This window comes from Paenibacillus sp. MT86, assembly GCF_058792535.1.
The window spans coordinates 3,070,194-3,093,549 of record NZ_CM179499.1 but is presented as its reverse complement, the minus strand read 5'-3'; the positions used below and the strand labels follow the sequence as shown (position 1 = coordinate 3,093,549).

Sequence of the window (23,356 nt, the reverse complement as noted above, 5' to 3'; positions counted from 1 at the left end):
CTAACGCGTGAGGGAGACGGCGCTTCACGCGACATGTTTCGTTGCGGACCGTTAACTAAAAACGACCCGATCGCGGTTTAGCGATCAGATCGTCATTATCGTTCAGAATGGTTTGCTCACCATGAGGTATAAAATAACGAACGGCAGCAGTGTTGCTATCGTCCCGCCTACCGCCCAATACGTTGAAGCTCGCTTATAACTTGCTGATATTCCTCCATCCTCTACGGACTGCAAACTATGCCGAATCATTCCTTTTTGCAGAGGAATCAATATGCCCGCCCACAGAATTCCCGTAATGCCGAACAAAACCAAGGAAGCCGTAAGCCAGCTCATCCCGCTCATTCCATATCCTGCTTGCATGGCCATCACTATGCCTGAAACGATGATCAGCAGCAGGCCTGGAAGCGTGAACACGGCATCGGCTAACATGACATTTTTTACCGTGTGATAGATCTCTGCAGGATCCCCTTTCAGGTCAGCCCGTACCTTCCAGAATGCCGCCGTGACGATATTGCCCAGAAACAATACGCATCCGGCAATGTGAAGAAATAACCATAACGTCATCAGTCATCCCCCTCCTTCCGATGCCCGGGCCGCAATATATCGATGATGAAATCCGAATATTCCTTCGTGCTGAATACATCGCTTGTTACGCCGATAAGTCCCCGCATCCGCAATCCGAAAGACAACAGCTCGAACAGCTCCGCCGTCCGTTCCGCATCGATGGATTTCGTTATGACGCCGGCTTCCTGGCCCGTAACAATCCATTCCTTGGAAGTGGCTCTCGCTTCCCTGTAGAAGCCAGCCACAATGTCGGCAATTTCCGGCTGATCGCTTTTGCCGATCAGGTACATTAAGATCAGGTTGCTGACATCGTCCCTGCTTTCCAGTCTCGACATGCCGTTTGCAATGGCATTCATCGGCCCGTCAAACTGTTTAATGTCCCCTTGCTTGTTCACCTCGTTCATGAACTGCTCGTTCTGTTCGGCAAGCTTTGCTCTTAACACGAGGACAAACAGCTCATCCTTGCTTGAAACATAATGAAAAATAGCTCCCTTGGACAAGCCGGAACGCTTCATGATGTCATTGAGCGTGGTTCGGCTTGCGCCCTGCTCTCGTATCAGTTCTTCCGTGGCTTCAAGCAGTATTCGCTTGGTCTGCTCTCGTCGTTCTTCCTGCTTCATCTGTTATCCTCCTTGATGATGGTTGGTTACCCCTGAGGCGGAAGCCATCCAGCCATGATGACCGCCGCCAGGAACACGATTTGCATCAGCGTTCTCGGTCCGATCGGAGTGGCCGGCTTGCCGTCGAGCGGCAACCGGTGTTTTGCAGCGAACACATTGGCCGGAAACATGGCCAGCAGCATAAGAGCCAGGCCTGAAGAGGCGAAGGCGGTCGTGGCCGGAATAAGGATCAGAATAGCTCCCGCAATCTCCAGCACCCCGGTGACGGTAACGACAAGCGCGGCATTAGGGATCCCCGGCGGGACCATCGCGATCAGATCGGCTCGCCGTTTTCCCCAATGGGCAGAAGCCGTAATCAGGAACATGACCGCAACCGCTAACCTGAGCGAATTAACCCAATCATTCGTATACTCCCAACCTGCAAAGCCCAGTGCCCGAAACAAAAGAAGCGACACGAACATGGCAATAAACGGTATCATGGCCTTCACCAACCTTCCGTGAATTTGTAACTCCATTATATATACCGACCGTCGGTTTGTAAATATAAAAATACAACATTTTTCCAAACCTCCACGTCAAGCCTCGTATTAAAAAGTAAAAAAGCCGAGCCGGTTGCGTCCCAACCCGGCTTGGCCCTTTCTTTTTACGTTCCATTCAAGCGTCCGCTAGCTATGTCTTTTTTCTACATACATTCGAAATAGCAGAATATACAACACCGTGCTGATCAAGGCCGATAACAGTATGATGCCGAATACGCCCATCGGCGGTACCCAAGCTGACAGAAATACCGTCACCGGCGCCAGCAATCTTCCTACCGTAAACTGCAAGCTGTCAGCTCCCATATACTGCCCTCTTGCATGCTCCGGCGCATAATGGCTGATAAAGCTTTGCGTCACCGGCGAGCGGACTATTTCCCCGAAAGTAAAAATAATGGTTACGAAGAATAAAAACCAGATGTTGGTGTTCAGCCCGAGCGCAAACGTGCCTACACCGGATAGCAAGGATGAAAGAACGAATACGTCCCGCTCCTTCCAGTTCCGAAACCACTTGGTTACCGGAAGAATAAATAGAACGAACAGGAGCCCGTTAAGGCCCAGCACCCACCCAAGAATCTCCGTGCTCGATAACTTTAGCGAATGACCGTTCCAGGAGAACAGCGTCTGGGATGGCACATAATCGATGACATATACAGCTAAATACAGATCCAGCTGCATGATGGTTACAAGGGCAAATATCCCTGCCAGTATGTATATCAGAAACACTTTATCCCGAAAAATGATGCCATATCCCTTCCACTGCGCCTTAAACACCTGAAGGATCGAATCAGATCGCTCCGGACTGCTCGCTGAAGCCGGTAAGGTTTCCCGAACAATGAAGTAAATCGCGATGAAATAGACCAGCAATACGACTGAACATGACCACAGGAGCTCTTGCCGATACTGAAAAAAGAAAATGGCCCCAAGTGCCGGACCAAGCACGGCTCCTAAGTTGTTTGCCGTCGTAAACGTTGCGAATACCTGCCGTCGTTCTTGAACGGGAACCAAATCCGCTACCATCGCCGAACTGGCTGGCCTGTAGATGGCTCCCCCGAATCCGATGCCGATAAATGCGGCATAATCGATCCAGTGCGAAGGCGACAGCGCGAACAGCGCAAACATGACCGTTTGCAGCGAGGTGCCAAGCAGCATGACGGGGCGTCGTCCCATCCGATCGGCTAAAGCGCCGCCGAGCAGGCTGCCAACGATGCTGAATATCGGAGGAACCGTCATTAGGATTCCCGCGATATGATTGCCTAGAGCAGCGCCGAAATATACCGTTATGAAAGGAAAATACATCCAAAACAGCATATTGAACAGCGCTTCGCCGAATAATCGAACCTTTAAATTGGTATTCCATAATCGTATTGGCATAAAACTCCCTCTCTTCAGTCCCAACAGCCCAAGTTAAACATTGGCGATGCAGTTTCTATCCCGGCCGGGTATTACAAACTATAGGGCATTTTCCTGGCAAAATATAGACTTATATTTAACGCTGAGTTATACTAATAATATCAAAGCCGAATATAGTGATTTTCAATTTAGATGACCCATAAAACGAACATTTGTTCCAAATACAAAAGACGCTCCCCTCGGAGCGTCTTTTTTTGTTGCATGGCTGTATTCAATTGGGCCTGCTGTCAGGGCGGGCATGGATAATGAAAACGCCCGTCAGATGGCAGCCAGGATCAAGTAATAGGATCATCCCTAAGGCTTAATCCGCCAGTTTTTTCAGTTCATGCAAATGATCAAAGATCATCTGGCTGACCTCGGAGACCCGTGCCCGATCCTTATACGTGAGCCATGCCAGCTCTTCAATCTCCGAAGCCGGTCTTAACTCCCCTTCATATTCAGCCGTGTAACAGGACATCGTTACCCGAACGCCCTCCGATTTACCGTGGGCGGAAGCGCGGAAGCTCCCTGCATTCGCCGCGGACTCCGGTTTGATGCGAACGGACAGCTCCTCCTCAATTTCCCGAACCAGGGTTTCGATATCGGATTCTCCCGGTTCCCGCTTTCCTCCGGGCAGGTAATACGTGTCCTTGCCTTTTGAACGTGCGCACAGTATGCGTCCATCCACGATGTGGATCCAAGCGATTTTATCAATTTCCGTTATCATATGGATTCCTCCCTCATTCTTCGTTTTCTGATGGCTATGCCGTCTCTTGCTGCTCCTGTTTACCGCCTAACTTAAATACTAGTATGCCCCCGACAATCACAAGAACACCGATCAGCTGATTGCTCGTAAACGGGACCTTCTCCAGACCCAACCAGCCCAAGGAGTCCCACAGCAGCGCGAAGCCGAGCTGCGAGGTCATAACGATCGAAATCGCGAATGTAGCACCAAGCAGCCTTGTCGCTTGTACCAAGCAGATCACGACCCCGACTCCGATCATTCCGCTGATCCAGTACCAGGGCTCCATGTTTTGAATGTCGAATGTCCCTTTTCCCTCTACGGCAAGACTCATGACGAACGAAGCCACAAAGCCCATGCCTAGCACCAACGTCGTTGTAGACCAGGAGCCTGTTTTTTCATTCACCCTGTTATTGAAAATGTTCTGCAAGCTAACCAACGAACCCGCGATCAGCGCTAATACCAATCCTGCTACCATGCTCTATCTCCCTTACGGTTTCTTTCACCATCGTCATTCTTCGTAGATATTGCCGCCGGCTACACTCATCAACGCTTCCCGATCTTTGATCAGAATGGAACCTTTGCGACGCACGATCAGTCCTTCATGGCTGAATTTCTGAATCACCCGGTTTAAATGCCGATAACTGGTTCCGAGCAGATTCGCGACATCCGTCAGATGGTATGCCGCAGGGTCGCTCATGACAAACGTGCCCGACGCTTCCTCCGAAACGGACAGTAAATAACTGGCCAGTCGCACCTCCACCGGGTGCAGTAAATTAAAACTCAAGAAATTGGATTTGATATAAAATTTCCGCGTGATGATCCGCAGCAAAAATTGAAGCAGCGGCGGATGCTCCTGCCCGTATTTGCGAAGCCAGCGATAATGCACGCCGATCATGTAGACGGGCGACACGGCCTGTACCGTATTGATCATCGGATTTCCCTGAACGTATTCGATGTCTCCGATCACCTCGAGAGGCGTTTTGAATGAAAGGACCAGCGCCTTGCCTTCCGCGGATGTCGTGAAGATTTTAATTTTCCCTTCAACCAGGACGTACAGCATCTCGGCAGGCTCGCCTTGCGTACAGATGATGTCGCCGTAGTCGAAATGATATAACACCAAATTAGGCTTTAGCCCATCGGGAAATATGGAATTGATTTGGTTGCTTAACAAAAAATCCTGCATGAGCTCGGCATCATGAATTTCCTTCACGTCCCTGTCTCCTTTCCCCATCACCCGTCTAAAGGCCCCTTATTGTCCGCATCATAATTTGATAATCACGACTCCGGCAATCATCATCCCGATCCCGATGAATTGAGGCAAACTCATTCTCTTCTTCGCCAAGCCGAACCATCCGTTGCTGTCAATCAGGAACGTCAAGAATAACTGGGCGATTAATAACGCGGATATCGTTAATGTAACACCGATGTTCTGAATCGCCGTCACCTCGCTGAATATGATGGGCGCGCCCAACGCTCCGCCGATCAGATACAGCGGCTTCACTTGCCCGAAGCCTTGCCTGCTGCCGTCCCGGACGAACAGCAGAATGACCAACGCCATCAAAAACCCGGTCAGCTGCGTGACCGCGGCGGCTTGCCAGGTGCCCATATCCTGGCTGATCCGGGCATTGGCTACACCTTGCAGCGTAATGCAGGCACCGCCAATGAATGCAAATAAAATTCCTCTCACGATACAAACTCCTTCATCTATAGATCTGTATACTATTAAAAGTGATCTCACCGGACGCAGGAAAGGACATATGTCCTGAAATGAACGGGATTCCACATCTAGCCTGTCCGAAGACACGAATTTCATTATATACTATCTGTTGGCTTTTCATCGATCATGCAAAAAAAAGCTGCCTAAATTTCCTTGGCAGCCTAAACGATGGTTACGCAGATATCGGGCTCTCACGCATTCTTAAGGTATAAAACAGTTATAACCAACATTGCATCTATGACTCTATCCTTAATTTGTTTTAAAATATAACTATGATTAGTCATTTATTGACGTTTCTATGACCGGAAGGAGCACCTCTACGCATGCTAGACAGACAAGAACACATCCCTGATGAACAGGGCCGAATTCAATTGCAATCGGATTGCGAACGCTGCTTTGGATTATGCTGCGTCGCTTTGCCTTTCGCTTCCTCCACCGATTTTGCCATCGACAAAGACGGCGGGACCCCTTGCCGCCATCTGGAATCCGACTTCCGATGCGGCGTGCACAACAGCCTGCGGCAGCGCGGCATGCGGGGATGCACCGTTTATGAATGCTTCGGCGCGGGGCAAATGGTTTCACAGGTTACCTATAACGGACGCGACTGGCGGCAGGCCCCGGAGACGGCAAAAGAAATGTTCGACGTATTTCCGATTATGCGACAGCTTCAAGAGCTGTTATGGTATCTGAACGAAGCGCTGAGTTTGCAGCCGGCGCATGCCATACATTCTGATCTTAAATCGTCGCTGGAAGCGACGAGGAAGTTGACCCAGCTTCCTGCCGCATCCCTGCTACGGCTGGATGTGGCAGCTCATCGCGCTGAAGTGAACCAGCTGCTTCTTCGAACCAGTGAGCTTGTGCGGAACGATGCGCGACAGAAGCATAAAGGGCCGCCCGTGCGTCAGAAGATCGGGGGCCGTGGTGCCGATCTCATGGGAGCAAAGCTTAAAGGAGCTGACCTAAGATACGCCAATCTGAGAGGAGCTTACCTCATTGCGGCGGACCTCAGAGGAGCCGATCTGCGGGCCGCTGATTTGATCGGGGCCGATTTCCGGGATGCGGACCTAAGGGGAGCTAATTTAACGAACAGCATCTTCCTGACTCAATTCCAGGTTAACGCGGCGAAGGGAGACGCAAGCACCCGGCTACCTTCTTCCTTAGCCCGGCCGGCACATTGGACGTCTTAACGTCCCATGAATAGCAGCATACACAGGATCATTGATCAAGACCTTCGCAAAGGAATCTCCGGCAGCCACTCGCTGCCGGCTTCTTTGTGCTGTCTGAATGTCCGTACCCGATGATCGCGGCCCCTTGATCGTATCCATTAATTCTTGCCGGTCTTCTTCCATGAATCCTTCAACGAAACGACCCGGTTAAACACCGGCCTATGCTCTGTTGCATGCTTGGAATCCAAGCAGAAATAGCCGTGTCTGATAAATTGGTACGTTTGGTTCTTGACCGGTTCCTTCATGGAGGGCTCCAGTATGGCGTCTTTGATCCGAATCAACGAATCGGGGTTCAGGAGATCCGCCCAGATATTATCCGATTCCAACAACTCGGCCGATTCCTTCAATAATGTATCGTACAAGTGAAGCTCCGCCGGAATCCCATGCTTCGCTGAGACCCAGTGCAGCGTGGATTTCACCTTACGCCCTTTGAATCCGCTGCCGCTCTTCGTCAGTGGGTCATATGTGCAGTGAATTTCCATGATGTCCCCCGTTGCCGGGTCTTTCACGACATGCTCGCATTTGATGAAGTAGGCTCCTTTCAAGCGCACTTCCTTGCCGGGCGATAACCGATGAAATCCGGGATCCGGCTCCTCCATGAAGTCCTCCCGTTCGATGTACAGCTCCCGTGAAAAAGGAACCTCCCGCATCCCTAACGCTTCGTCATGTTCATGGTTCGGTATGCTCAGCATCTCGGTGCGATCTTCAGGAACATTCGTAATGATCACCTTCAGCGGGTTCATGACCGCCATCGCATTGCGGCACCGATCTTTCAAGTCCTGACGGATGAAATGGTCGAGCATCGCCGAATCCACCATGCTGTTGCCGCGAATCACGCCAAGTTCGTCCAGGAAATGCCGGATTCCCTCGGGAGTCACCCCCCGTCGCCGAAGTCCTTTCAACGTAGGAAGTCTGGGGTCATCCCACCCGTCCACAAAACCTCCCTCGACGAGTTCCCTCAGGTATCGCTTGCTTGTTACGTATCCGGAGATGTTCAATCTGCCAAACTCCCGCTGCTTCGGGGGCTCCGTCACTTCCAGCTCGGCCAGCACCCATTCGTACAGCGGTCGATGCTCTTTAAATTCGGCAGAGCACAGCGAATGCGTGATTCCTTCAATCCAATCCTGGATCGGATGGGCAAAATCATACATCGGGTACACGCACCACGTGGTTCCCGTACGATAATGCTCGGCATGAATAATCCGGTATAAGACAGGATCTCTCAGATTCATGTTGGGCGAAGACATATCGATTTTGGCCCGGAGCACTTTCGCGGACGTTTGGAATGCCCCTGCCAGCATTTGTTCGAATAACGATACATTCTCCTCGATGCTGCGCTCTCGAAACGGGCTGTTCATGCCGGCTTCGGTCAGCGTCCCCCGGTATTCCGTCATTTGTACCGGCGTGAGATCACAGACATATGCCTTCCCCTTGGTGATGAGTTTCCTTGCTGCCTCAGCGATTTGATACGCATAATCCGATCCGAAATAAACGCCCGGCTTCAGTCCGAGCCACTCGATATCCTCCCGGATCGCATCCACGTATTTCATGTCTTCCTTCAGCGGATTCGTATCGTCGAACCGAAGATTGAATGTCCCGTTAAACCGGCTGGCGATGGCATGGTTAATGTGGATTGCATAGGCGCTGCCGATGTGCAGATAACCGTTGGGCTCTGGCGGGAACCGCGTAGCCACCGGCCTGTGATATACGTTGTTCTCCACATCGTCCTTGATCATCCTGGTCAAAAAATCCGCCGTTTCCGCTCCATTGTTGTAGTCGTTGCTCATACCTGAATCCTCCCTATGTTTGATTACTGCCGCAATGCCGTATAAAACAAAAAATCCCGTCTCCAAGACATAAGTCTTGGGGACGAGATTCGTTTCGCGGTGCCACCCCGGTTTGCCGATATCTCTCGATACCAGCCTTATCGGGTACGGCCATCACGCGATCGCTTATACCCTAGCTCTGTAACAGGAGCTCCTGTCGCACCATCCCTTATCCATAAGTTCCGATGCGCCGCTCGGAGGCTTGGTTCAATGAAGGGCTTCCCGCTCCTTTTCAGCATACCGGAGCTCTCTGCAGGGATTCCTGTTCATCTACTCTTCTCTTCATGGCGTTTATAATTTGATCCATAATATCACCAGAAACTCAAAAAGTAAACCGCTGTACGCCACCAATAATGAAACGCCCTTGAAAGACGTTCCGCAAGATTATACCGGCAGCAGCTTCACCGCGGCCTGTTTGCCGCTAACCTGAATGCCCGTTTCCTTCTTGCCCACCCCGGCCAGATCTTGAACGAGTCGTTCAAGCAGCTTACGGGCCGCTTCGCCTTCCTTGCCCTGGATGCGTATGACCGGCTGGACGGCTTTGCCCGCTGCCAGCAGCTTATGCATCTGCGAGAGCTTGGTGTCGTAATCATGCTCTTCGATATGTACGGACAGGCGGAATTCCTTGACTTTGATCGGACCGCCCGAAACCTGCTGCTTCGCTTTAACCGCCTCCTGCTTCGCTTGGCCGCGGCTTACGAGCTTGCATGGCGGCGGGCTGCTGAACAACGAGGTGCACACCAAATCGGCTTTGTGACGCTTAGCCAGGGCAAGCGCCTCTTCCCTGGAGACGACGCCCAACTCCTCGCCGTTCAAGCCGGTAAGCTCGACTTCGCGCGCTTTTATCTTTTCGTTCATCATCAACATGGACTGATCCTCCTATTATGTCTGTTAAACCATGGCTTTAATGATAGAATAACATACTCTTTCCTATCACTCCGCAGGCACGGACCGGACAAAATACGTTCGGTATTCCAGTTGTTCCGTGATTTCCAGGCAGTTCAACTGCTTACCGTATACGCATGCTCCATCGATGCCGATTTTGTCCCCGTCGCCACAGAACCAAATATGCTCCGAGTCATGCAAGTTGACGGCCGGGGTATGCCCGAATACCACGGTTTTGTCGATGCCGGTGGGATAATTGAAGAATGGTTCCCGTATCCAGATGAAATCATGTGGAGGCTGCTGCTTCCAGTCTTCCACGCCCGGATTGATTCCGGCATGCACGAATAGGTGGGTGTCTGTTTCATAATACAGGGGCAGTGTATCGAGAAATGATAGATGATGCTCATATTGCCGTTTTATGTAGGCCTTGCCTTCATTGTATCTGGAGCGATCCAGATCGCCATCAAAAAAATCGGCGCCGCAATAACTTTCAATCGTATTTCGCGCACCATTGCGAATCCAGCGTGAATTCGCTTCGTCCGTATCCAGCAGAATGGCATCCAGCATCATTTGATCATGATTCCCGCGAAGGGTGATGACGCCGGAATCCCGCATTTCCATCACCTGCTCAATCACTTCTTTGCTTTTTGATCCGCGATCCACATAATCCCCAAGCAGGACCAGCTTATCCTGTGCGGGATGATACCTCACTTCGGACAATAACCGATTGAATTCATCATAGCAGCCATGAATGTCGCTTATCGCTAAGGTTCGAATCGCAGTCCCCTCCCATCCTCTTTGATAGTGCCACCATAAGTTATGGCAGAACGCACGGTTTCACATTATGAACGTCTATATTATACAAAACTATATTTAGCCATCACATCTCCCCAGGGAGCATAACCGGCTTCCGTAAACCCGATTTGGGTATAGAGCCTTTTTGCATGCTCGTTCCCGGGTTTGTAACACAGCATAACATCGTCCGTACGATTCGGCGAATGGCGAATCTCATCAAGAACCAGGCGAATCGCAGGCTTGGCATAATGCATTCCCTGAAATTTGCCGTCGATCATAAATCGGTATATCCAATAGTTGTCATCGTGCGGGTGCAGTCCGTACATAACAAATCCGATCATTTCTTCATCATGGAAAATGGCTCTCGTTTCGAAACCCTCCATAAATTGAGCTTCCGCTATGGAATATAGATTAGGGGCAATCCATTTCTCCTGTTCAGGTTTGGGCTTAAGGCGGATGCAATCCTCCCAATTATCTTTATCTATGACATGAAGTGATATCAAATGCAAGACTCCTTCAACATGGTTTATGCCTCTATCCTAATTCAACTCGGGCGATATTTCACGGTAATAAATATGTAAACCCAAACAGGACGCAGCACGTTGTCAGGTACCGTGCAAGATAATGAATGAATATAAGCATTTATTCCATATTCCGTTCCCTTCTCAATGGATAAACTAGAATTAACTTTATTCTACATGGAGGCGATATCTATGCGGCAATGTCACAACGACATCCAACCGAAAGGACTACAAATGATGAAACGAATGAGGGTTACGATATATGAAGAACATATTGAACATTGGAGTTTTGGCCCATGTTGACGCCGGTAAAACTACGCTGACGGAGCAAATTCTATTTAAGGCCGGGATTATTGAACGAGCAGGCTCGGTGGACCATGGCAATACGACCACGGATTCATTGGACATTGAGCGGAGACGGGGCATTACGATCAAATCCGCCGCGGTATCGTTCATGCTGGGCGATCTGAAAGTCAATCTCATCGACACGCCCGGCCATGCCGACTTCATCTCGGAGGTCGAGCATTCGCTTAGCGTACTGGATGGCGTCATTCTGGTCATTTCCGCCGTTGAAGGCGTACAGTCCCAAACCCGGGTGCTCATGCAGACATTGAAGGAACAAAAGATACCCACCCTATTATTCATGAACAAAATCGATCGAAAGGGCGCCGACTACCGGAAGGTTTATGCGATGATACGCCATCTGCTTGACGAACATATTTGCGAAATGAGTTCGGTCATCAAGGAAGGCGGCGCAGCCGTTCAGGCGGACGCGGCCGATCCCCACCACGCAGGCTGGGTAGAAACCCTGGCATTGTCCAATGACGATCTGCTGAACGATTATGCCCTGGATATTCCGATATCACACCAACGGCTGCAGGAGGAATTGCGGAGGCAAACGCGCCAAGGCAAAGCTTATCCCCTATTTGCAGGTTCAGCAGCCAAAGGTCTCGGCATAGAACCGCTGCTTCAAGCGCTCGGCGATTTTTTCCCGGTAAACCCATCGTCGATGCTTCAGTATGAACCGTTATCCGGCTTGGTATTCAAAGTGATCAGACGACCGAATGGGGAGCGGAATGTATACCTCCGCCTGTACGCTGGCAGCATCCAGTATCGTGATGAAATTCCGGTGATCCATCAGAACGGACAAACCTCGACGCTCAAGGTGAAGCAGCTTCATGCTCTGCACCAGGGCAAATCCATTCCGGTCCATGGAATCGGCGCAGGCGACATCGCCATTCTTATCGACGGCGAACTCAAGGTGGGCGATGTCATCGGCAGCGTTTCCGGGAGGATGAAGACGGTTCATTTTCAAAAGCCGCCGATTCAAGTCCAGGTTTCGGCCGTTCATTCCGCGGAGAAACATCAGCTGCATGCCGCCTTAAGCGATCTCACCGAAGAGGATCCGTTTCTGCAATATAGCCAGGACACGAAAACAAGCGAGAATGTCATCCATGTATTCGGCAAAGTCCAGCAAGAAATTCTGCTGGAAACGATTCTGCAGCAGTACGGCATCGAAGCCGTATTTTCCGCTCCGCGGGTGATTTGCATCGAGAAGCCTTATGGCACGGGAGAAGCTGTTGAATATATAGGCGAGTGTCCTTTTTATGCAACGGTGGGCATCAGGGTCGAACCTGGCGAGTTCGGTACCGGGATTCAGTACAGGCTGGAAGTGGAGCTGGGCTCCCTTCCCTTAGCTTTTCAGAAAGCAATTAAAGACACGGTATTCGAGGTGCTTCAGGAAGGTTTGTACGGATGGGCCGTGACCGATACGATCGTAACGCTGACGCATACCGGTTACGCAAGCCCGGTTTCGACGGCAAAGGACTTTCGAAGCTTGACTCCTCTAGTCCTCATGGCTGCGCTCGACCAAGCAGGGACGGAAGTATACGAGCCCATGAACGTGATCCAATTCATTCTGCCGGAAAACAGCTTAAGCAAAGTACTATCCAAATTAGCCGCGCTGGACGGCACTTATCAGGAACCCGCTTTCCATAACGGTACCGTCCACGTTCACGGCACCATTCCGGTGCGGACTACCGACTTGCTGAAAGCCGAGGTTCATTCCCTTACGAGCGGCGAAGGCATGCTCACCGTTAAACCAGGCGGTTATACGAAGGTGCAAGCTCCCTTCCCAGTCAATACACGTCGGCAAGTCAACCCGCTGAACCGTGGCGAATATATGCTTCACTTAAACAAGATCATGTAAGAGCACTGGAGGACATGCGGCTTCATGGAATTGCAAGTTGGAATGTCGCTCTGCATGTTTCACGTTCGGGGGGCATGCATTCAGGATGTAAATACAGATAGCGGTGTCGAGAGAGGATCTCGCCCGCTATTTTTCTTCTTCCCGCACAATAAAAGCCTGCGCATGTCCTTAAGCGATTGCATGCACAGACCAACCCTTATCCATCCCTGTACCTTCCCACTTGTTCTATGGTATCCATAATGAATAATCGCGTAATCAATCTTTCAGATGCTTGACGATTAACGCCTCAATCGCCATCTCGCCGTATCCTCCGCTCCACTCGACCGTATTCCCGTTGCCGGCACTCAGCACAACCGTAATGCCCGTGTATCCCGTTCTTTCGTGGATACCTCCCGTGCCCAATGCGTTTACGAACGAATAATCAGTACCGTTTACGCTCAATCTCAGTTTAGCCAAGCGTTCCGCCGTACCGTAGACGATTCCGACTTCAGCCCTGCCTCCAGTCGATCCGCCTTTGATATCGCCAAATCGGCAGCAGGCCGTATCGGATCTGAGATGGGTTGCAACGGTAACGCCGTCCGAGGCTTGTTTAAGCTCCGCACCGCCGACCACTTGGCATAAAGCTGCCTCATACACCTCCAGCTTCGGAGAGCACGTAGGCCCTCCCGGAGCGGGCTTAACCCCATCGAGCGTTTGGCGCACGGTCTGGATCGTGCCATCCTCATTAAAGTGCAGCTCATCAATACATACGCTCCGGAGAGTGCCCTCACCTGATATCGCTTGATTGTGATAGAACAAATACCAGCTTCCTTTGAACTCGACCACGGATCCATGCGTCGTTGAACAGCCCGTCGGCTCCAGGAATATGCCTTGATATGTCCAAGGTCCGAGCGGATGGTCACTGGTGGCATAACGCATTCGATTATTTCCTTCCAGATTGTCCGCGTAAGTCAGATAATACCGGCCCTCTCTTTTGAATACCCAGGCAGCTTCGTGAAAATCCTCCAGCCCTTCCATGACTTGAACGTCCCCATGAATCGTCATCATGTCATCGTTCAGCTCGACCCCGGCGCAAACGCCGCCCCCGCCGTAGTACATATACGCACGGTTGTCATCGTCAACCCATACGGCCGGGTCGATCATCGCAAAACCTCCCAGGCCTTGGATGTATCCTTGGTCGATAAACCCGCTGGCAGGTTTGTCGCTCGTGGCGACTCCGATCTTCCAGGTATCGTTCCAATCCGATCCGCTCGGGTGAGGATAATAGAAGTAATAGGTTCCATTTCGATAAGCACAGTCCGGCGCCCACATAAATCCGCCTTCCGGCCGGCCCCAGCTCACATCATCGGAGTTTAAGATTTCACCTTCGTCCTGCCAATGCACCATGTCCTCCGAGGAGAATACGTGATAGCGGTCCATCAGGTCGCAGCCTCGGGGCGGATCCACGTCATGCGAGGCGTATACGTAGATTTTGCCGTCATTCCACACATGGGCCGAGGGATCTGCCGTATAGATGCTGGTAATAACGGGATTCATCGAAGTAGTTTTTTGCTGTATCGTTGCATAGGGATGCATGTTCATCTTATTCATAGGTTAGGATCCTCCTCGGATTCTATTGATGAAGCCTTATGAGCTCATGCTGATGGCAGCTAAGTCTGGGCACAAGAAATTACATGGGGTATGGCAGCAGATATACAAGCGGTAACAGGAGCACTGACGCCTCTTCCGAGGTCAGCGTTTCTTCCGGTAGAAAATAACCGTCCGTCCCCTGCAGCATCCGTACATGCACCAAGATACTGCAGGTCTGCTACAATAACGGACCAGACGACACGATTCCAAGAGTTTCAATAATCAATGGATCGGGTTTGGGTTATTCCTTATTGCATGTCTTGCTGTCCTAGAATTTCCCTCCATGAATGCACCGGCTTCCAGTTCAGCCGCTCTCGTGCGCGCCGATTGGATACGAAAGCGGTCAACTCCTGTATAGACGCCCCTGGCAAAGGCACCTGCGGATAATATCGACGTGCCAGCTCTTCCAGACCAACATCGCTGAGAATATCGCTGGACGTCACATCCAGTCGGCAGGCCTCCTGCGATTCGTTAGGCCTTGTTTCTAGCGCTAGGCGGCAAGCGGTGGCTGCATCTCTCGCATCGACGTAGCTCCATAAAATACGATGGTGCCTGGCGGTGTCGGAGAAAGCAGCGATCTCGCGGCTATACTCTTCCGGCGTCAGAACTAATGAAAACCTCATCGCGAAGACTTGCATGTTCACCCGTCTGGCAAACATGTCGCCGATATGCTCGTTGGTCTGTTTGGATAGTCCATAGCTCTCCTGCGGCAGCAGCGGATGGTCTTCGTCCACGGGCAGATAGTGAGGCGTAAACGGATGCTTCGCCCAGCAAAAGCCGTAAGCCGACTCGCTGGATCCGAATACGACACGCTGGATACCCAGCTTCGATGCGGCCTCCATAACGTTATAGGTGGACATGACATTGTTAGCGAATATCCGCTCAGGCGAATAACTGACCGGATTCGGTATAGCCGCCAAATGAATCACGGCATCCGCCTCGGCTAATAATCCATATACCTCTCCAAGTTGATTCAAATCCCCTTGCACATAGCGGGCATACCGGTTCCTTCCGCTGGACGGGCGAGTATCTGTCCCAATGACCTTGTAACCCGCCCGGTTCAGCTCTTCCACCACGTAATGTCCGAGTTTGCCTTCCGAGCCTGTGACGATGATTCTGTTCATGATGATGCCTCCTTGTCATTAGCTTTACGGCCGAAGTAGCGTTCCGTCCGGCTTGCGGTCCAGCTTGTATGGGTGGTGATAGGATGTCAGGTGCTTCGGATCGCGCAGCAAGGCGGCCGCTTTAGCTTCATCGATATCGATCCCGAGCCCCGGCTTGTCGTTAAGCTGCAGATGCCCGCCTTCCAGCACGGCATGGCCGGGAAAGGCTTCCTGTTCCTCTGCGCGGAAATGGTTGCTCTCCTGCACGCCGAAACTCATGATGGCCATGTCCAAATGGGCGGCGGCCGCTTGATTCACCGGATCATTCTCCCCGCCTTCCTGCCATGCGGTACGGACGCCGAATGCTTCGCAGACGACGGCGATTTTGCGGCATGGCGTAATCCCTCCGGCCTTGGAGACACGCATCCTTACGAAGTCAATCAAGCGCTCTTTGACCAATGGCAGCCATTCCCGAGGATGCACGAACAGCTCGCCCACGGCTTGCGGGGTCGTGCTGTTCAGCCTCACGCTGCGATACCAGTCCGTATGCTCCGCCGGAAGCAGATCCTCCAAGAAGAACAAGCGGTATGGATCAAGCTCCTTGGATAGGGCAACCGCTCCCGAGGGCGTCAAATGCTCGTGCACGTCATGCGTGAAAGACAGATTCATGCCGAATCGAACGCGAAGCTTTTCAAACATAGCCGGAATGGCCGTAATGTAACTGGCTTCATCAAATCGATTCGCAGGCGGAAAAATCGTTGACGGCAGCCGAGAGGATACAAAACCGCCGCCGCCGTATCCGCCAAGCTGGCAGCGGATGACGCCATAGCCTTGCTCTTGATAAGCCATCACCTCTTCTTCCAGCTGCTCATAGGTGGAACCGTTGGCATGCGCATAACAAGGCACGGCAGAACGGACGGCGCCGCCGAGCAGCTGATACACCGGAAGCCCCGCCTCCTTGCCCTTAATGTCCCATAATGCCATATCTATGCCGCCCATCGCCGTATGAAGCGTCGAACCGTTGCGCCAATACCCGCTGGTATACATCGTTTGCCAGATGTCCTCGATCTGGCTCGCGTCCCGTCCGATCAGAAGCGGCTTCAGCAATTCTTCGATGACGCTGACAATCGCTCCGGGCTGGTATATATCGCTGGCAGAGCCGATCCCGTACAGGCCGTCCTGGTCCGTCAGCACTTTGACAATGACCCAGCTTCCGTCATGCCGGGTACGAATACATTGAATGCCTGAAATGTTAGCCATGTCCTTCCCCTCCTTCTATTCAAAGAGATCTGCGTGGATCATCGAGCCGGCGTTTGCATGCCAAGGGTCTGAATTGTTGCCGGGCCGACCTTCAACGCATAACGTTCATCCTCGTCCGGACTCAAGGTTTCTCCCACTTCTTCAATAATCGTGCTTTCATAAACTTGTTCAACCTGAAACGAAGGTTTCACCTTCATCGTTGCAGCTTCCGAAGACACATTGAAAACCCGGAACATCAGATCATGCTTCTCTTCGCCCTGTTTCAGCGCACTGAAGGCAAGACCTTCGCCCTCCCATTGCAAAAACTCCTGAGAAGCAGGCAGCGTTCCTCCATGCACGCCGGTCTGCTGCACCGTCCATGGAACCGGGAATTGATACGCCTGCATATAAGCACGGGAACGGATAACGTCCAGATCATGCGCGATCAGTTCCATCTCCAGGGTGTGCTGCCCCAGGCACTGCGCTTCAGGCGTCGCGAATACGCCCCAATCCCCCAGCTCCCGAACTCCGCGCAGCAAGGTAACCGCAAGTGTATTCCCTTCGGCAAGCACTTCATACTCGTTCAGGCCTTTATTTGCTATCGTAAGTCCCTCACGGCCATTGCTAATGCTAACAAAGGCATTCTGATGCTGGGCATTGCTCGGATTGCTCCATTCCGCCTCCGGTTGAATCGGACGCTGCGCCAGCTCATAGATGGAGTCAACCGTAACATGGTCCGCCTCAAGACCGGTTCTGAACAGCATTCGGATGCGATGATCCCGCACCGTATTGTCGATGTAACTCTTGATGCCGACCCTACGGCTGTCCTTCTCAAGGGTCAGCTCGGTTACAATCCGAACCTCCGCCATCTCGCTCACCCGCCGGGATTGACGGTACCGGAACGGCACCATGGACCGAATCTCTTCATCCAGCAGGTCATCCGCACGGGTCGGAAGCTTCCAGGCGTGCTCGATTCGGTATACCGCTCTCAGCCTTGTATGATGCACAAGCTTAATGTCCGCAGGGAGCCCTTGAGTAGTCAGTGCTACTTCATCATCCGGCTGTCTGTACATGTATTCATTCCCGATATCGCCGGTATCCTCGTAAAGACCCAAGCCATCATATAAGCGGCCGTTTACTTTATCCAATAACGCAAACGATCCGTCTCTGGCAATCTCGACGCGAAGGAACCGGTTTTCCATGACATGATCGCCTGCAACCAACTCGGAGGATACGGATGCTTCCCACGACTTCACACTTAGGATTTCCTTGGGGACCAAGGCGAACGTGCGGTAGCCGATCCCTGGAATGTCTTGAACGTAAAGCTCCACTTCCACTTGATAAGCCCAGTAGGGCTGACGGAACCGGTCATCCGGGAGATCATAACCAAAGACCGGTCCGATCGGCGTAATCACGGCTTCCACCTGATGGCCATCACTGTCGGTTACAACCCATTCTTTCGGATTAAATGCCTCCCATTGTTGTTTGAACTCCTGATACTTCAAATGCGGCGCCTGGTGATCAAAATATCGACGCTCCACATCCACTGTCGCCCTAGCAATTCCTGATCGGCCGTGCCCCGAGCTGTTGAACACGACGAATGGGCGGGCGGCTTCCGGATCGAAGCCGGAGGTATTTACCGATTCCGCTACCCAGGCGGCACTCTGCGTCGCAACCGATTCGGCAACCTGCTGCGATTTGGCAAACCGCGTCAACATCTCCCGGTGCACTTCGTCGATGCTGCAGCCGCAGATGCTGTCATGCGGATGATTCTGAAGCAGCGTCTTCCAGGCATACAGCAGCTCATGCCGCGGATACGCCGCACCGGCCAGCGATGCCATAACCCCCAGCGGTTCGGCCACTTTCTCCAGCAGCGTTTGGGTTTTCGCATTTTGCTGCTTGATATATACACGGCTGGACGCCGTATTCACCAGCGTCATCCAACCGTCGGTCCATTGGCTTCGAAGCTCGCCGCGGATGACGTCCAGCGACTCCGGGCTTGCACTGCGCAAAGCCGCGACATATTCCGGAAAGCTGGAGTGGCGGAACGTCACGTCGGGCACTATGCTGCCGGCCGTTTGCAAAGCCACCGTCAGATCCTTCTGCAGCGGCTGATGGTCGCAGCCGTTCATGAATAGCAGCTCCGGGCTTGAAGCGAATTCTTCGGCTTCGGCAAGCTTCCGAGACCAGTATGCTTTTGCCTCATCAGGCTCCACTGGAATCTCCATCCCGTTGTTGTACCAATTGGCGAACAGGATCGCCAGCACCCTGGAACCGTCGGGCGATTCCCATAACATCTCCGAGTATTGGGAGGTATGCCCGTGTCCGCTGCCTGACTGTATTTCGTTATTAAATCCAACGGGCTTCACGCCGCGCCCATACACGGCTGCTTCGATGCCCGCCTGACGGATCAGCTGCGGCGCCTGCCCCATGTTGCCGAAGGAATCCGGGAAATAACCGATCTTCGGGTAACCGCCAATTTTCCTTGACGCGTTGATGCCGATCAACAGGTTGCGCGCGTTGGCTTCGCTGCTGACCAGGAATTCATCCTGAAGGATGTACCAAGGGCCCACGATCAGCTTGCCCTGTTCGACCAACGATCGGACCTGGTCCGCCCTGTGCGGCATGATTTCCAAGTAATCCTCCAGCACGATATATTGGCCATCCAGGTGAAAGCTTGTGAATGCCGGGTCCTTTTCAAACGTCTCGATGACATCCTCCATCAGCCGAACCAGTCTCAGCCGGTGCTTCTCATATGGCAGATACCACTCTCTATCCCAATGCGAATGCGCGATAACGTGCGCTGTTTTTGTAGTCATCCAGTTCATCCCAATCTTGTAAGGTTTAGTTCAGGTTGATTCGTTATCGATGATAACGAGTTCAAGCGGGATTACATTTTGACCGAGCCGACCGTCATCCCCTTGACGTACATCTTCTGCATGAACGGGAACGCGACCAGAATCGGAATGACCGTAATCAACGCGCCTGCCATCAATTCATTCCATTTCTTGAAGGAGGAAGAATCCAGGTACATCAGTCCCATAGGCAAGGTGAACATATCCCGGCTGTCCACGATGATCATCGGCCACAGGATATTGTTCCAGCTTCCGATGAAATTCAGGATGGCAATCGTCCCGATCGCAGGCAGTGCAAGCTGTAGGTAGATCCTGTAGTAGATTTTGAAATTGTCGCAGCCGTCCAGCACGGCACTTTCGTAGAGCTCATGCGAAATCGTGCGGAAATAGCTGGTGAACAAGAAAATGGCGAACGGCGCGGCGCCGTTGATCATGGGCAGGATCATGCCAACGTACGTATTTTGCAGCCCCAGATTTGTCATGTTGATATAGAGCGGAATAAGCGTTGTAACGCCCGGAACAAGCAAGAGTGCGATAAACATGTAATAGATGAATTTTTTGCCTCTATAAATAAACTTCGCAAATGAAAATGCCATCATGGTGTAGATAAGGATGACGCCCACAATGACGACTGCACTTACGATCACGCTGTTGACAAAAAATTGATAGAAATTCAGCTTGTTCCATACCTCTCCGAACGTGGACCAAGCCGGTGCGGCCTGTGGAAACGGGCTTTGCGGATTGGCTAGCGCATCCTGCGATGTTTTCAGCGATGTGCCGATCATCCATACAAAAGGATACAGGCAGGTCAATCCGTACAGGACGAGAACGACGTGTTTAATAAGTTTGACCATGTGATCCTCCTTTAGATGTCCGCCTGGAATGAACGGATGCTGAAAATGGCGATAACGCCGGTAATCAGAAAAGATATCCATCCAATCGCGCTGGCCAGACCGTAGTCATTGTTCAGGAAGGCTGTTCGATATACCAGGGTGCCGATAACCTCCGAGCTGCCCGCCGGTCCGCCGCCCGTCATGATGAACACATTCTCGAAGGCCTGGAAGGCACCGTTCACCATCTGGATGACGGCGATGAGCGTGATGGGCTTCAGCAGCGGCCATGTGATTTTCATGATCATCGTGGATTTTTTGGCGCCGTCTACGCTTGCGGCTTCGTAAAGAGTGGGATCGATGGACGTCAGGCCCGCGTAATACAGAATGAGCGTTCCCGGCAGGCCGCCCCATATGGATGTTAGAATAATGCCAAGCAAGGAGGTCGATGAACTTCCGAGCATCCCCCCGGGCACCGCCAGGAAATCCAGCCCCAGCCACAGGAACAGCGAATTAAATGCTCCGGTTGGCTCAAATAATCCTTTCCATACATAAAAAATCGCTACGCCGGATGCTATCATCGGCAGGAAGTAGATTGTACGGTACCAGGACGCCGCCTTTGTGTTCTGCAGCACAAAGGCCAGTACAAGCGCGATCGGTACGACGACCACGACCTGGGAAACGGCAATCACCAGATTATGGAGTACCGCGTTATAGAAATTTCGGGTTACGATCGGATCATCGCCAAGCAGGAACTGACGGAAATTCGCGAGCCCTTCGAACCGCGCCGTTGAAAAATCAATTCCTGACCAGTTATAAAAACTGAGCATGATCGAGAATCCGACCGAGTATATGCCGATGGAAAGAAACAGAAGTACGCCAGGCAGTAAAAAAAGATAAGGCACCCACTTATTTCGACTCTTTATCATGATCCATCACCTTTGGCTTCTCAATTTAGCGATCGGCTGAACCCGGGGCGGGTCCGGCCGATCGCTCGGTATGCGGCTTAGTTGCCGCTGGCTTTCAGACTTTCCATCGTGTCGTCGAATGTTTTGGCCACTTCTTCGGCCGTCATTTTCTTCTCGATCATGGATTGCATCGATTGGGCGTACACTTCCCACTCTTTATGCTTGCCGCGATACGTATTGATCGCTGGGGACGCTTGGCTGTACGGGCCAGGCTCCGCTGCGAACGCTTCCGATATCGACTTCAGGTTCGGGTCCAGGTCCTGCGCACGGTCACCCAGGTTCAGTGCCGGTACGGTATACGCCGCATTAGCAAACGCAACGGCCGCATCCGGATCGGCGGTCAAGAATTTAATGAAGTCGAGCGCTTGATCCTTGTTCTTGGAATCCTTGTTCACGGACAGCATCGTCAAAGTAAACGGATCCGTCGTCCAGCTCGTAATCTTCGATCCTTCCAGCGGCGGCACCGGGAACGTAATGATATCCTCCGGATTCATTCCCATGGCCAGCAGCGTCGACATCGTGAAGGAACCCCCCAGATCAAAAGCAGCTTTGCCTGCAGCAAATGCCTGATCGGCACCATCGATATCCGTCGAAAGAATGCCCGGCATTAACAGATCTTTATTGGCTAACGTTTCCATCGCTTTCACCACCGGCAGATTCGCCGGATCGCTCAATTTGGACTTCCGTTCGAGCAGGTCGATATAACCTTGCGGTTCATTCAGCATGATGGACAAAGCCGATCCGGCCCAGTTCTCCCACAAATCAGGAAGCTTGGCTCCAAACACCAATCCGGGCGTTCCCGTCTTCTCTTTGATCGTCTCCATCATCGAGACGAATTCCTCCCAGGTTTTTGGCGCTTCCGCGGTCAGACCCGCTTCTTCGATCAGCTTTTTGTTCCCGTAGAAGGTAAAGAATCCGCCGATATCCAAGGGGAGCCCGTAGAACTGGCCGGCCTTCAGCGACTTTTGAATCGTTGTGGCGTTCTTGTCTGCCTGCCAGGAATCAACCTGACTCTGCGTGACGATAATCGGATCCATGGCTGCACTGTAGTAAGTGCTCAAGATATCGTCGCCAACCTCTCCCGAGAGCTCCATCACGGAGTTCTCGATTGAATCGCCGGCAGTTGCCCACCAATTCACGATATCCGGCAGATTCTTGGAGTTAGCGGCAGCCTGAAATTTCTGGCGGTACGTATCGTCCGGCGTGAAGGTCTCCACTTTGACTTTGACGCCCGTTTTCTCCTCGTACAGCTTCGCGGCTGCCTCGATTCCCGGCGTATAAGCCACCTTCCAGGTCCACATCGTCAGTTCCTTATTGGCGTCAGATTCAGTTCCGCCAGATTGCCCTCCTCCGCAAGCGCTTACAATTAGTGAAAAAACAGTCAACAGCGTCATCATCATTCCTGCTCTGGTTTTCATTTTCCGCAACCACCCTTATCTTCGATTTTGAATGTTCTTCCGTTACGATTCCATTATGACTTGCCATATGGGGATAAAAGCTGCTGCACCTCCTTTTGATCTCAAGGAACTTACACCATCCTGCGGTTCATATGAGATGAATACGTCGTATTGGAAACGCTTCATCCAATAACTTTAATAACAATATAAACAACATATTTTTTGATGTAAATGTTTATTTTTTGATACAACTAAAGATCGAAACGAACCCGACATTTTCTTTTAAAATAAGACAATAT

General features: G+C 51.8%; 21 protein-coding genes and 1 other annotated feature. Of the genes, 2 read left to right on the top strand and 19 right to left on the bottom strand.

All coding sequences use genetic code 11. The annotated features are described in order from the left end of the window. Positions 1–102: 102 nt before the first annotated feature. From AC3RCL_RS13695 to AC3RCL_RS13660, 8 genes are all read right to left on the bottom strand, one after another. The gene (locus tag AC3RCL_RS13695) at positions 103–564 is read right to left on the bottom strand and encodes a DUF2269 family protein (protein WP_192572230.1); all 462 of its coding nucleotides are present in this window, start codon (positions 562–564) and stop codon (positions 103–105) included. Further along, the gene (locus AC3RCL_RS13690) at positions 564–1,184 is read right to left on the bottom strand and encodes a TetR/AcrR family transcriptional regulator (protein ID WP_096775471.1); all 621 of its coding nucleotides are present in this window, start codon (positions 1,182–1,184) and stop codon (positions 564–566) included. The genes AC3RCL_RS13695 and AC3RCL_RS13690 overlap by 1 nt, the downstream gene beginning before the upstream one ends. A gap of 26 nt (positions 1,185–1,210) precedes the next feature. Then, positions 1,211–1,663: a DoxX family protein gene (locus tag AC3RCL_RS13685; protein ID WP_096775470.1), complete on the bottom strand. Its 453-nt coding sequence runs from the start codon at positions 1,661–1,663 to the stop codon at positions 1,211–1,213. A 186-nt stretch (positions 1,664–1,849) separates the two neighbouring features. Further along, a complete protein-coding gene (locus AC3RCL_RS13680; protein ID WP_492535780.1) occupies positions 1,850–3,094 on the bottom strand; it encodes an MDR family MFS transporter in 1,245 nt (414 codons plus the stop codon). Positions 3,095–3,434: 340 nt separating this feature from the next. Further along, entirely contained in the window at positions 3,435–3,839 is a 405-nt protein-coding gene (locus tag AC3RCL_RS13675; protein WP_096775468.1) for an NUDIX hydrolase, read from the bottom strand. A gap of 34 nt (positions 3,840–3,873) precedes the next feature. Next, a complete protein-coding gene (locus tag AC3RCL_RS13670) occupies positions 3,874–4,332 on the bottom strand; it encodes a DMT family transporter (RefSeq protein ID WP_015734835.1) in 459 nt (152 codons plus the stop codon). A 33-nt stretch (positions 4,333–4,365) separates the two neighbouring features. Beyond that, entirely contained in the window at positions 4,366–5,067 is a 702-nt protein-coding gene (locus AC3RCL_RS13665) for a Crp/Fnr family transcriptional regulator (protein ID WP_492535778.1), read from the bottom strand. A gap of 51 nt (positions 5,068–5,118) precedes the next feature. Next, entirely contained in the window at positions 5,119–5,544 is a 426-nt protein-coding gene (locus tag AC3RCL_RS13660; protein ID WP_492535776.1) for a DMT family transporter, read from the bottom strand. A 353-nt stretch (positions 5,545–5,897) separates the two neighbouring features. Here AC3RCL_RS13660 and AC3RCL_RS13655 point away from each other — a divergent pair, with 353 nt between their 5' ends. Continuing rightward, positions 5,898–6,761, top strand: a complete 864-nt coding sequence (locus AC3RCL_RS13655) for a pentapeptide repeat-containing protein (RefSeq protein WP_192572236.1) — start codon at positions 5,898–5,900, stop codon at positions 6,759–6,761. 137 nt (positions 6,762–6,898) lie between these two features. Here the strand turns inward: AC3RCL_RS13655 and AC3RCL_RS13650 are convergent, their stop codons facing one another. The 4 genes from AC3RCL_RS13650 to AC3RCL_RS13635 all read right to left on the bottom strand — a co-directional run bounded on the left by AC3RCL_RS13650 (position 6,899) and on the right by AC3RCL_RS13635 (position 10,809). Further along, on the bottom strand, positions 6,899–8,587 hold the full coding sequence (locus AC3RCL_RS13650; RefSeq protein WP_492535774.1) for a glutamine--tRNA ligase/YqeY domain fusion protein: 1,689 nt from the start codon (positions 8,585–8,587) through the stop codon (positions 6,899–6,901). 75 nt (positions 8,588–8,662) lie between these two features. Continuing rightward, positions 8,663–8,921 (bottom strand) — a binding site (T-box leader). An 89-nt stretch (positions 8,922–9,010) separates the two neighbouring features. Next, on the bottom strand, positions 9,011–9,493 hold the full coding sequence (gene infC, locus AC3RCL_RS13645) for a translation initiation factor IF-3 (RefSeq protein WP_036663531.1): 483 nt from the start codon (positions 9,491–9,493) through the stop codon (positions 9,011–9,013). 66 nt (positions 9,494–9,559) lie between these two features. Next, a complete protein-coding gene (locus AC3RCL_RS13640) occupies positions 9,560–10,264 on the bottom strand; it encodes a metallophosphoesterase family protein (protein ID WP_492536346.1) in 705 nt (234 codons plus the stop codon). Positions 10,265–10,368: 104 nt separating this feature from the next. After that, positions 10,369–10,809 (bottom strand): GNAT family N-acetyltransferase, encoded by a 441-nt coding sequence (locus tag AC3RCL_RS13635; RefSeq protein WP_192572238.1) that lies wholly within the window; start codon positions 10,807–10,809, stop codon positions 10,369–10,371. A 280-nt stretch (positions 10,810–11,089) separates the two neighbouring features. Between AC3RCL_RS13635 and AC3RCL_RS13630 the strand changes: the two genes are divergently transcribed. After that, positions 11,090–13,036: a GTP-binding protein gene (locus tag AC3RCL_RS13630; RefSeq protein WP_492535771.1), complete on the top strand. Its 1,947-nt coding sequence runs from the start codon at positions 11,090–11,092 to the stop codon at positions 13,034–13,036. Between the two features lie 255 nt (positions 13,037–13,291). Here AC3RCL_RS13630 and AC3RCL_RS13625 read toward each other — a convergent pair whose 3' ends face one another. From AC3RCL_RS13625 to AC3RCL_RS13595, 7 genes are all read right to left on the bottom strand, one after another. Next, entirely contained in the window at positions 13,292–14,626 is a 1,335-nt protein-coding gene (locus AC3RCL_RS13625) for a family 43 glycosylhydrolase (RefSeq protein WP_492535769.1), read from the bottom strand. Positions 14,627–14,913: 287 nt separating this feature from the next. Then, on the bottom strand, positions 14,914–15,789 hold the full coding sequence (locus AC3RCL_RS13620) for an NAD-dependent epimerase/dehydratase family protein (RefSeq protein WP_492535767.1): 876 nt from the start codon (positions 15,787–15,789) through the stop codon (positions 14,914–14,916). Positions 15,790–15,813: 24 nt separating this feature from the next. Then, entirely contained in the window at positions 15,814–17,028 is a 1,215-nt protein-coding gene (locus AC3RCL_RS13615; RefSeq protein ID WP_492535765.1) for an enolase C-terminal domain-like protein, read from the bottom strand. 38 nt (positions 17,029–17,066) lie between these two features. Beyond that, positions 17,067–19,826, bottom strand: a complete 2,760-nt coding sequence (locus AC3RCL_RS13610; protein WP_492535763.1) for an alpha-mannosidase — start codon at positions 19,824–19,826, stop codon at positions 17,067–17,069. A gap of 71 nt (positions 19,827–19,897) precedes the next feature. After that, positions 19,898–20,716 (bottom strand): carbohydrate ABC transporter permease, encoded by an 819-nt coding sequence (locus tag AC3RCL_RS13605; protein WP_492535761.1) that lies wholly within the window; start codon positions 20,714–20,716, stop codon positions 19,898–19,900. Between the two features lie 11 nt (positions 20,717–20,727). After that, the gene (locus tag AC3RCL_RS13600; RefSeq protein ID WP_492535759.1) at positions 20,728–21,621 is read right to left on the bottom strand and encodes a carbohydrate ABC transporter permease; all 894 of its coding nucleotides are present in this window, start codon (positions 21,619–21,621) and stop codon (positions 20,728–20,730) included. A gap of 77 nt (positions 21,622–21,698) precedes the next feature. After that, positions 21,699–23,078 carry an ABC transporter substrate-binding protein gene (locus AC3RCL_RS13595; protein WP_096775453.1) on the bottom strand — a complete coding sequence of 460 codons (1,380 nt, stop codon included), beginning with the start codon at positions 23,076–23,078 and terminating at the stop codon, positions 21,699–21,701. Positions 23,079–23,356 lie beyond the last annotated feature (278 nt).

What these genes read in the sequence shown, in the direction of transcription:
- AC3RCL_RS13695 (WP_192572230.1), bottom strand. Translation starts at nt 564, where the DNA reads ATGACGTTATGGTTATTTCTTCACATTGCCGGATGCGTATTGTTTCTG.
- AC3RCL_RS13690 (WP_096775471.1), bottom strand. Translation starts at nt 1,184, where the DNA reads ATGAAGCAGGAAGAACGACGAGAGCAGACCAAGCGAATACTGCTTGAA.
- AC3RCL_RS13685 (WP_096775470.1), bottom strand. Translation starts at nt 1,663, where the DNA reads ATGATACCGTTTATTGCCATGTTCGTGTCGCTTCTTTTGTTTCGGGCA.
- AC3RCL_RS13680 (WP_492535780.1), bottom strand. Translation starts at nt 3,094, where the DNA reads ATGCCAATACGATTATGGAATACCAATTTAAAGGTTCGATTATTCGGC.
- AC3RCL_RS13675 (WP_096775468.1), bottom strand. Translation starts at nt 3,839, where the DNA reads ATGATAACGGAAATTGATAAAATCGCTTGGATCCACATCGTGGATGGA.
- AC3RCL_RS13670 (WP_015734835.1), bottom strand. Translation starts at nt 4,332, where the DNA reads ATGGTAGCAGGATTGGTATTAGCGCTGATCGCGGGTTCGTTGGTTAGC.
- AC3RCL_RS13655 (WP_192572236.1), top strand. Translation starts at nt 5,898, where the DNA reads ATGCTAGACAGACAAGAACACATCCCTGATGAACAGGGCCGAATTCAA.
- AC3RCL_RS13650 (WP_492535774.1), bottom strand. Translation starts at nt 8,587, where the DNA reads ATGAGCAACGACTACAACAATGGAGCGGAAACGGCGGATTTTTTGACC.
- infC (WP_036663531.1), bottom strand. Translation starts at nt 9,493, where the DNA reads ATGTTGATGATGAACGAAAAGATAAAAGCGCGCGAAGTCGAGCTTACC.
- AC3RCL_RS13630 (WP_492535771.1), top strand. Translation starts at nt 11,090, where the DNA reads ATGAAGAACATATTGAACATTGGAGTTTTGGCCCATGTTGACGCCGGT.
- AC3RCL_RS13625 (WP_492535769.1), bottom strand. Translation starts at nt 14,626, where the DNA reads ATGAATAAGATGAACATGCATCCCTATGCAACGATACAGCAAAAAACT.
- AC3RCL_RS13620 (WP_492535767.1), bottom strand. Translation starts at nt 15,789, where the DNA reads ATGAACAGAATCATCGTCACAGGCTCGGAAGGCAAACTCGGACATTAC.
- AC3RCL_RS13615 (WP_492535765.1), bottom strand. Translation starts at nt 17,028, where the DNA reads ATGGCTAACATTTCAGGCATTCAATGTATTCGTACCCGGCATGACGGA.
- AC3RCL_RS13610 (WP_492535763.1), bottom strand. Translation starts at nt 19,826, where the DNA reads ATGACTACAAAAACAGCGCACGTTATCGCGCATTCGCATTGGGATAGA.
- AC3RCL_RS13605 (WP_492535761.1), bottom strand. Translation starts at nt 20,716, where the DNA reads ATGGTCAAACTTATTAAACACGTCGTTCTCGTCCTGTACGGATTGACC.
- AC3RCL_RS13600 (WP_492535759.1), bottom strand. Translation starts at nt 21,621, where the DNA reads ATGATAAAGAGTCGAAATAAGTGGGTGCCTTATCTTTTTTTACTGCCT.
- AC3RCL_RS13595 (WP_096775453.1), bottom strand. Translation starts at nt 23,078, where the DNA reads ATGAAAACCAGAGCAGGAATGATGATGACGCTGTTGACTGTTTTTTCA.